Source organism: Microcoleus sp. S13C4, assembly GCF_036700865.1.
Classification (GTDB): Bacteria; Cyanobacteriota; Cyanobacteriia; order Cyanobacteriales; family Microcoleaceae; genus Microcoleus.
This window is the reverse complement of record NZ_JAUBPS010000121.1, coordinates 1-9,141: the sequence shown is the minus strand read 5'-3', so window position 1 is coordinate 9,141 and position 9,141 is coordinate 1. Positions and strand designations below refer to the sequence as shown.

At 48.6% G+C, this 9,141-nt stretch carries 6 protein-coding genes; 5 read left to right on the top strand and 1 reads right to left on the bottom strand.

Annotation, left to right across the window (positions count from 1 at the left end; all coding sequences use genetic code 11):
• Positions 1-201 precede the first annotated feature (201 nt).
• A complete protein-coding gene (locus tag QT996_RS27465) occupies positions 202-1,020 on the bottom strand; it encodes a methyltransferase domain-containing protein (RefSeq protein WP_333050568.1) in 819 nt (272 codons plus the stop codon).
• A gap of 306 nt (positions 1,021-1,326) precedes the next feature.
• Here QT996_RS27465 and QT996_RS27460 point away from each other — a divergent pair, with 306 nt between their 5' ends.
• The 5 genes from QT996_RS27460 (at position 1,327) to QT996_RS27440 (ending at position 8,916) form a co-directional block, all read left to right on the top strand.
• Positions 1,327-1,998 (top strand): response regulator transcription factor, encoded by a 672-nt coding sequence (locus QT996_RS27460; protein ID WP_333050566.1) that lies wholly within the window; start codon positions 1,327-1,329, stop codon positions 1,996-1,998.
• A complete protein-coding gene (locus QT996_RS27455; protein ID WP_333050564.1) occupies positions 1,998-3,950 on the top strand; it encodes a CHASE2 domain-containing protein in 1,953 nt (650 codons plus the stop codon). Before QT996_RS27460 ends, QT996_RS27455 begins: the two co-directional genes overlap by 1 nt.
• Before the next feature lie 176 nt (positions 3,951-4,126).
• Positions 4,127-4,921, top strand: a complete 795-nt coding sequence (locus QT996_RS27450; protein WP_333050562.1) for a DUF928 domain-containing protein — start codon at positions 4,127-4,129, stop codon at positions 4,919-4,921.
• Positions 4,922-5,068: 147 nt separating this feature from the next.
• Positions 5,069-7,738, top strand: coding sequence for a CHAT domain-containing protein (locus QT996_RS27445; RefSeq protein WP_333050560.1), 2,670 nt, complete (start codon positions 5,069-5,071; stop codon positions 7,736-7,738).
• A 389-nt stretch (positions 7,739-8,127) separates the two neighbouring features.
• Positions 8,128-8,916: a calcium-binding protein gene (locus tag QT996_RS27440; RefSeq protein WP_333050558.1), complete on the top strand. Its 789-nt coding sequence runs from the start codon at positions 8,128-8,130 to the stop codon at positions 8,914-8,916.
• Positions 8,917-9,141 lie beyond the last annotated feature (225 nt).

Below are 9,141 nucleotides of genomic sequence, written 5' to 3'. Positions count from 1 at the left end.
TTGAGTAACAGCTTGCCGGATATTCAAAGGCAGCTACTTTTGGCTGCAATCATTTTTTAGTCTAAACTACAGTAATTTATGCTGAAGTTTTTCCTGTTTTACTGTTAGATAAGTTTGCTTTGTTATCGGGAAATTTAGCAAAAGTGCTAGAGGTTTTGCTGCGGCAGAACATCAATGTTTTGTGAAAAACTTGTCTTAATTTTATGGATTTTTTTCCCCGCACGCCATCAACCAAAAACTCATCATCGATCGATCGCCCGCAGCTACAAACTCATCCCGCGAAACCAGATAGCTTTCTATTTCCGACTCTGAAATCAACCCTTGTTTGACCATTTGCAAAATGGGCCCGGAGTCAAGTAAAGGTTGAAACGCCTCAATTCCGGTGATATCGCTGTGGCTGACAACGGCTTCTAAATCAACGCTAACAAACCCAGCTTCTTTGAGAATGCGGCACAGATTTCGCCCGACGGATAAATTGCCGCCCCGCGATGCTATCACCTGCTTGAATTTCTCCCTGACAATCTCGACTGACAAAGGCGGATTTGTCAGCCAAAACAGATCCGCATCGTTATCAATAATCACCAGTTTGCCGCCCGGTTTCAAGATGCGGAATATTTCTCTAGCTGCTGCGACGGGCTCTGGGAGGTGAACGAACAGCAAACGGGCGATCGCAAAATCGAAAGTGTTAGCCGCCAAACCAGTATCCGCAACCGATGCTTGGATGCGATCTACTCGATCGCCCCCTTTGTCCTGCAAATATCCTACTGCTTTTTCGTGCAGTACCGGGTCAATTTCTACCGCTGTTACCGAACTGTTTGGCAGCAATTCTAACAGTTTTTCGGTGAAAAATCCCGACCCGCTACCTGCTTCCAAAACCTTCATCGCGTCGGCTAAACCGAACCACTTTAAAGTGCGCGCTTCCTTTCCCCAACTGATGATAACTTGAGCTTTTAACCGCTGGATTTCTCCCTCCAATTCCAGATTGAACGTACTGGCTTGATACGAACCTTCGGCCGCCATAAAATCATCCTTTTCCCTGCTTCGACACCTAGATTATAATAGAACTGCGCTTTAGCGCAATTCTCGTTGCGGACATCCCCAACCCCAGTTGGCGGACAGATGCAGGACGGGAGCCAGGTAGTTCCTCTATTATAAGAAGATGACCGAGACGATTTTAGATTGAGGATTTGGGATTTTGAATGAGAATTTCAGCGGTTTAAAGCCCCTAGTTTCAACTAGGTCAAAAATCGAAAATCGTAAATCCCATATCTAAAATGGGTTGACGGATTACCTAAACTGACGATGTTGTGTGGGAACGAATCAACTATGCCCCAGACTTTACCTCAACCGGAGAAACGAACATTTTTAGTTGTGGATGACCATGCGATGGTGTTAGGCGGCACGCTTAACATTCTGAAGCAAGAATATCCAGAGGCCGACATTCTGACGGCTTCGACGGCTCAGGCAGCCCTTGAGCAAATAGCGCAGATGACCCCGGATTTGGTGATTGTGGATCTGGTGATGCCAGAGACGATCGGCGAAATAGCGCAAGCAAATTCAGGGCTTCAACTCCTCAAAACGTTGATGGAGCAGTATCCGAATCTGAATATTGTGGTGCAGAGTGCCCATGTTCGGACTTTAGTTTGGCTGAAACCGTCGATCGACAATCACATGGGCGGCTTCACAGTTGTCGATAAGAGCAAGCCCATGGAAGAGTTGCTGGCAATGGTTGATTGGGCCCTGCACGAGCGGATTTATACACCCAAAGAGATCCGCAACGGGCTGCAACTCAAACCCGCCTGGATGCAGGTGTTGCAATTTGCTTTTCAAGAGAGCTTACAGGATACTGGGATCGCCAAACGGATGAATGTTTCTGAACGCACTGTGCAGTGTTACTGGACTAAGATTCGAGATGTGCTAGAGGTGTATAAGGATGATGATAAGAACCTGCGGATTCAAACGGAAGTGCGAGCTAGGGAACAAGGATTGATTGATTAGTGAAGCGCGATCGATGGCAAGCAGTGAAAGCGGATGTCACGACTTGGGGACGAGGAGCGCTTCCAGGGGTGATGGTGATTGTCGCTGTGACGATCGCTCGATTCACGGGTGCGCTTCAGTTTTTAGAGTTGGTGACGTTCGATCGATTTCTGCGGCTGCGTCCCCCTGAGCCAATAGATGAAAGGATTGTAATCGTAAGTATCACCGAGGAAGATATTCAACGCGCCAGAACTTATCCGATTCCCGATCGCGAAATTGCCGATTTGCTTAAACGCTTGCAGGCCTATCAACCGACTGCGATCGGGCTGGATATTGTCCGCGATATTCCGGTTGAGCCGGGTAATGCTGAACTAACATCGGTGTTTCGCAGCAGCAAGAATACGATCGGAGTGGAGATTGCTTTGCCCGATCGCAGTGGCTTTATCGTCGCACCTCCGCCCGCGCTACCACCAGAACAAATTGGCTTTGCAGATACCGTTCTGGATGCCGATGGCTATCAGCGCCGCAGTTTATTGGGCGCTCACAACCACCAGCAGGAATACCGTTTTTCGTTTTCCCTGCGACTGGCGGAACGCTATCTCGCCACAAAAGGTATTGCGTTAGAAAATGGCATCCAAGATCGCAATGCCTTGCGGTTTGGTAATACTGAGTTAACCAGGCTTCAACCCAATTCCGGCGGATATGTGCGGGCGGATGCAGGCGGCAACCAGATTTTGCTGAATGTTCGCAGTGGGATACCGTTTCGCGTGCTTTCTCTCTCGCAAATCAAATCGGGACAGGTCAACCCGGATTGGATTCGAGGCAAAATTGTGTTGATTGGGATGATGTCTTTTAGTGCGAAGGATCTGGCAAGTTCAGGTGCGATCGCAGGCATCAATCCCGGACGGATTTACGGAGTCGAAATGCAGGCCCACGCCACCAGCCAGATCCTGAGCGCGGTGCTTGATCGCCGATCGTTGCTTCGGGTTTGGGCGGATGGCTGGGAAATGCTCTGGATTGGGGTCTGGGGACTCTTGGGGATGAGTTTGGGACGATTTCTGCGATCGCCCTGGAAAATTTTGTTGGGGTTCTTAATCGCCAGTATCAGCCCGATCGCGCTTTGTTACTGGCTCATTCTGTTGGGGTGGTGGGTGCCGATCGTACCTGTGTTGTTGGTGCTGGTGTTGAATGGGGCTGGCTTGATGGCAGCGTTTTTTTATCGCCACGAACAGGAACTCCGACTGCGGTTAGAGGAACGTCAATTTGCGATCGAACAGACGTTTAATGCCATTCACAGCGGCCCGTTACAAACATTGGTGGGAATTTTGAGAACCGCTCAGGGAGAAGCCACACCGTCGCCATTTTTACCCGAGTTGCAACGCCTGAATGAAGAATTACGGGCGGTTTACGGATCGGTGCAGCGAGATGCGATCGCGGATGAACCGCATCTTCGCATGGGAAGCGCGATCGAATTGGCCCTGCAAGCCCCGCTGCATGAATTGCTCTACAAGATATATTGCAACACGCTAGAACAAGAACTGCCCTACCTCACAACTATCAAATTCAAAATTGTACAGTTCGATCCCTTGAACACCTCGCATCTGCGGTTGGAACACAAGCGAGCACTCTGCCGCTTTCTGGAAGAAGCGCTCTGCAATGTGGGGAAACACGCGATCGAAGCCACTCGCTTGACCGTAATTTGCACTCAGGAGGGCGATCGGCAGGTGATTCGGGTGGCGGATAATGGCAGGGAGAACCCGTCTGACGCAGAAGCGCTGAGTTCCGGTGAAACGAACAGGGACAGGGAGACAACTCAATATCTAAACTCTAAACTCCAAGCTTCAGGATTAGGAACGCAATTGGCAAACAATTTAGCGAAACAATTAGGGGGAACATTTCGGCGCTACCCAAATGTACCGAGGGGGACAGTGTGCGAGTTAACTTGGTCAGCCAAACGGCGCTGGTTCTGGTAATTGGTTCCTCAGAGTTAGCATCCGAATTATTCATCTCTCTCTTCTCTTCCTCTGTGTTCTCTGCGTTCTCTGCGGTTAAATCATTCCGATCCAACTGGAATTGATATCACACTTGCTATATCTTTGCACCTTCCCGCAAACGAAGCTTGCGGGCAGTCCTCTATTGTGTTTGTGTATTGTTGATTACTGTAGAAATAGTTACAGAGGGCATTGCGATGATGACTCACGGATTGAAGCGTCGAACCATTTACTCTGCGGGCATTGCGAGTTTAATGCTGAGTGTTTCGTTCTGGATCGCTCCTGTAGCGCTGGCAAAATACACTCCTCCTCAAAACCCTTCTAAACCGAAAGACACGGGGACGAATACCACTCGCGGCGGCAGTTGTGAAGGTAATTCATCGGCGAGATTGACTGCCTTGGTGCCGTTTAGTCATGTGGGAGAGACGATTTCCGGGCATCCCACTTTTACCTGGTTTGTACCCGATCGCACTCCTCGTCCGCTGCAATTGAGGCTGTTTACTCGCACGGGACAACTGCTCTACAGAACCGAGATGCAGAGTCAGCCAGGAATCATGTCGGTTGCTTTGCCCTCAAATCTGCCCCAACTGTCGATTGGGCAATCCTATCAGTGGCAAGTGGTGTTGGTCTGCGATCCGAATGTTCCTTCGAGAAATGTGGTGGCGGCGGCAGAAATCCAAGTCGTTGCACCTGCTGCGTCGTTGCAGACTCAACTTGCAGCGGCGCAAACTCCCCAACAGCGGATCGACCTGTATGCCGAGGCCGGGCTGTGGTATGACGCGATCGCCGAAGCGCGCAAAGCCTCTGAGACTTCTCAAAACCAAGCGGCTGTGCTGGAATTGCTAGATGCTCTTGCTAGTTCGGAAGCTGAACCTTTGAAAGATTGGAGCGATCGATTGCGACAAATTAGGGCGATCGAACAACAGCGCCAACCCCCGCAACCCAAACCCTAAAATCCCATGCAGCCTTTCTCGCTAAAACTGCTTAAATCCAGCAATCGTAAAGTGCGATCGGGCTTTCTCTTTCCCCTAGCCTTTTGCCTTTTATCTGTTGCTTTTTATATTCCCCTGCACTCTCTACTTCCAGGCGTTGCTCAAACTATGGATTCTAAAACCCAGGCCGATCGGCTAATGCAGCAGGGGCTTCAACAGTATCAGACTCGCCAATTCCCAGCAGCGCTGAATTCTTGGCAACAGGCACTCCAAATTTATCGCGCCCTCAAAAACCGCCAAGGGGAAGGGAATGCACTAGGCAATTTGGGAGCCGCTTACCGCTCTCTGGGCAACTATGCTAAAGCCATTGAGTATATGCAGCAACAGTTAGCGATTGCTCGTGAAATTAGAGACCGCCAAAATGAAGGTGTGGCACTGGGCAATTTGGGAGGCACTTACGGCTCTCTGGGCAACGATGCCAAAGCCATTGAGTATTCACAACAGCAGTTAGCGATCGCCCGCGAAATTAAAGACCGCGAAGGGGAAGGTGCAGCACTAGGCAATTTGGGAGCCGCTTACGGCTCTCTGGGCAACAATACCAAAGCCATTGAGTATGCACAGCAGACTTTAGCCATCGCCCGCGAAATTAAAGACCGCGAAGGGGAAGGTATAGCACTGGGCATTTTGGGAATCGCTTACGGCTCTCTGGGCAACTATGCCGAAGCCATTGAGTATTCACAACAACAGTTAGCGATCGCCCGCGAAATTAAAGACCGCCCGCGAGAAGGGAATGCACTGGGCAATTTGAGAGCCGCTTACCATTCTCTGGGCAACTATACCAAAGCCATTGAGTATTCACAACAGCAGTTAGCGATCGCCCGCGAACTTAAAAACCGTAAAGAGGAAGGGAGTGCACTGGGCAATTTGGGAGTCACTTACTTCCATTTGGGCAACTATGCCGAAGCCATTGAGTATTCACAGCAGAGTTTAGCGATCGCCCGTGAAACTAAAAACCGCCAAGGGGAAGGTGTAGCACTGAGCAATTTGGGACTCGCTTACAGCTCTCTGGACTATACCAAAGCCATTGAGTATTCACAGCAGAGTTTAGCGATCGCCCGTGAAACTAAAAACCGCCGAGAGGAAGGGAATGCACTGGACATTTTGGGAGGTGCTTACCGCTCTATGGGGAACTATGCCAAAGCCATTGAGTATTCACAGCAGAGTTTAGCCGTCGCCCGTGAAACTAAAAACCGCCGAGAGGAAGGGAATGCACAGGGCAATTTGGGAGTCACTTACTTCCATTTGGGCAACTATACCAAAGCCATTGAGTATTCACAGCAGAGTTTAGCGATCGCCCGCGAAACTAGAAACCGCCCGGGGGAGGGTTGGACGCTCAACAACCTCGGAGCGGCGTTCTTAAAGGTTGGCAACCTAACAGAAGCTGAAAAAATGCTCCTCAATGGGATTCAATTTTGGGAATCGATGCGTCAAATACTCGGCTCCAACGACGCGAATAAAATCTCCATCTTTGAAGAACAAGCTCGCACCTATAAACTTCTACAAGAAGTCCGGGTGGCTCAGAATAACCCGATCGCCGCCTTAGAAATTGCCGAACGGGGACGTGCTCGTGCCTTTGTCGATCTCCTGACACAGCGCCTATCATCTGATTCTGCCAATTTGGTTATAGCCACTGCTCCCAGCCAGGAGCAAATCCGCCAAATCGCCAAAGCACAGAACGCCACTTTGGTGCAGTATTCCATAATCTACGACGTTTTCCAGATTCAGGGAAAAAGCGAAACACAAGAATCCGCGCTCTATGTTTGGGTGATTCAACCCACGGGCGAAATCACGTTCCGCCAAGTTGACCTCAAACCCCTTTGGCAAAAACACAACGCCTCCCTAACCAACTTGATCGTTGGCAATCAAGAATTCCTCGCCGTCCGCAGTCGCAGCAGCACTGGTTTTGCCAAACCCCAACCCGACTTACCGACACTGCATCAACTGCTAATCGATCCCATTGCCAGCCTCCTACCCAAAGATCCCAACGCTCATGTCATTTTCATTCCCCAAGGTTCGCTCTTCCAGGTGCCCTTTCCCGCCCTGCAAGATGCCAATGGCACTTACTTAATCGAAAAACACACCATTCTCACCGCCCCCTCGATTCAAGTTTTGGATTTGACTCGACAACAACGGCAGAAGTTGGTCCAGAAGCCAGCCAATAGCAGTAACGCTCTAGTATTGGGCAATCCCACGATGCCAAGCGTGTCTCTGTCTCCCGGAGAGCCCAAACAGCAATTGTCTCCTCTACCTGGGGCCGAAGCCGAAGCTAGAGCGATCGCGCCTCTGCTCAAAACCCAAGCCATCACAGGCGCTCAAGGGACAAAAGCTGCGATCGTCCAAAAAATGCCCCAAGCATCGATTATTCATCTGGCCACACATGGATTGCTGGATGATGTGCGCGGATTGGGAAGTGCGATCGCTATGGCTCCTTCTGGTAGCGATGACGGCTTATTAACAGCAGAAGAGATTTTTGACATGAAACTGCAAGCAAGCTTAGTCGTTTTGAGTGCTTGCAACACTGGAGAAGGCAGGATTACCGGGGATGGAGTGATTGGCTTGTCGCGCGCTTTGATTTCGGCAGGAGTACCGAGTGTAATTGTTTCTTTATGGTCGGTGCCCGATGCGCCGACATCGGAATTGATGCAGTCGTTTTATCAAAACTTGCAAAATAATCCCGACAAAGCACAGGCATTGCGGCAAGCAATGTTAACTACGATGAAAACCCATCCTCAGCCGCGAAATTGGGCGGCATTTACTTTAATTGGGGAGGCAGAGTAAGTTTTTATGAATAGCGCGATCGGCTCAATGTTTTTATCCTAAGTTTTATCCTAAATTTTATCCATTCCGTTTGTACCGGAATGATAGAGGAGACGGCACTGCCGTCTCCTAATTTCCGATACTAATAATTCCGATGCAATCGGAAACGATCTTTATTCTTTAGTCGGCGCCGGCCGACTTTGTTTGTGTAGACGCGGTTTCAACCGCCGAGTTATCTTCTCTATCTCAAAACTGATGGAAGTGAACCATCTACTCTACAGATTCACATACTTTGCACTTTCCCGCAATCTATTTTGCACCTCATACTTAATCAAGTCTGTGGGTAGAACGAATGATTTTTCCATCGGGGTTGCTTAAGATTTAAGTCAAGTGTTAAGAGGATTTTTTTTATGGCTTTACAACCCGATCCGTCAGAATCTAGACGATCAATTGGCGACAATACATCCGAATTTGTTACTTTGTCGATCGCAGATGCAGCTAATTTTCCTTTAGGAGCTTGGATGCTTGCCGGTGACGATTTCGTTACTGGCTCAACAGCTAATGATTTGGTTTATGGCAATGAAGGAGAAGAGATTATCAGCGGGGATTTGGGCAACGATTCTTTATTCGGAGGAAAAGGTAAAGACTTCCTGATTGGAGAAGAGGGAAATGACTCTCTCAGCGGCGGTCAAGATGCAGATTTTCTGATAGGTGGTGCGGGAAATGATATTCTCTTGGGCGGTAGAGGCAATGATTTTTTAGTCAGCGGTAACGGAAATGACACTCTGGTGGGAGGTTTGGGTCGCGACATTTTAGGAGCTTTGGATGATAATAATAGTTCAATTAAAATCGGGGGCAGCAATTTGTACGTCCTCCAAGCAGAACCCGGAGTTACAGATGTCAACAATGCCGATTTTATTGTAGGTTTCAGACCCGCTTTCGATCGAATTGGATTGGCCGACGGTTTGAATGCTACCGATGTAGACTTGCAATACGTGACAAACGTGACAGTTTTATTTGGGTATGATGCACCAGAAAGTGCCAAACTATTTACCCCGCCAGGTGCATTCGATACTCAACCGATAGAGAGTCAAGGCACTTTAATTAAAGTTAGGAATTCCGGCGAGATAGTAGGCTTTGTGGCAAATGTAAGAGTGACCGATCTTCAAGGTAGTATTATCTCGTCTCAGGGATTTTAATCAATTTTTATAGCCATTTATGAATAATTTATTCCTCATAAATGGCTCTTGAAAACTTCAGTACCTAAAAGCTAAATTTATATCTAAAAGAGGACTAATGAGTTATATTCTTTAGTCCTCTTTTAGAGGACTTGGGCTATGAGACAGGGAATAGACCTCTTGCGAAAGTGCGCTCGTTCTAGGTAAAATAAAAGAAAAAATTAGATTAATAATATGAATTACGAA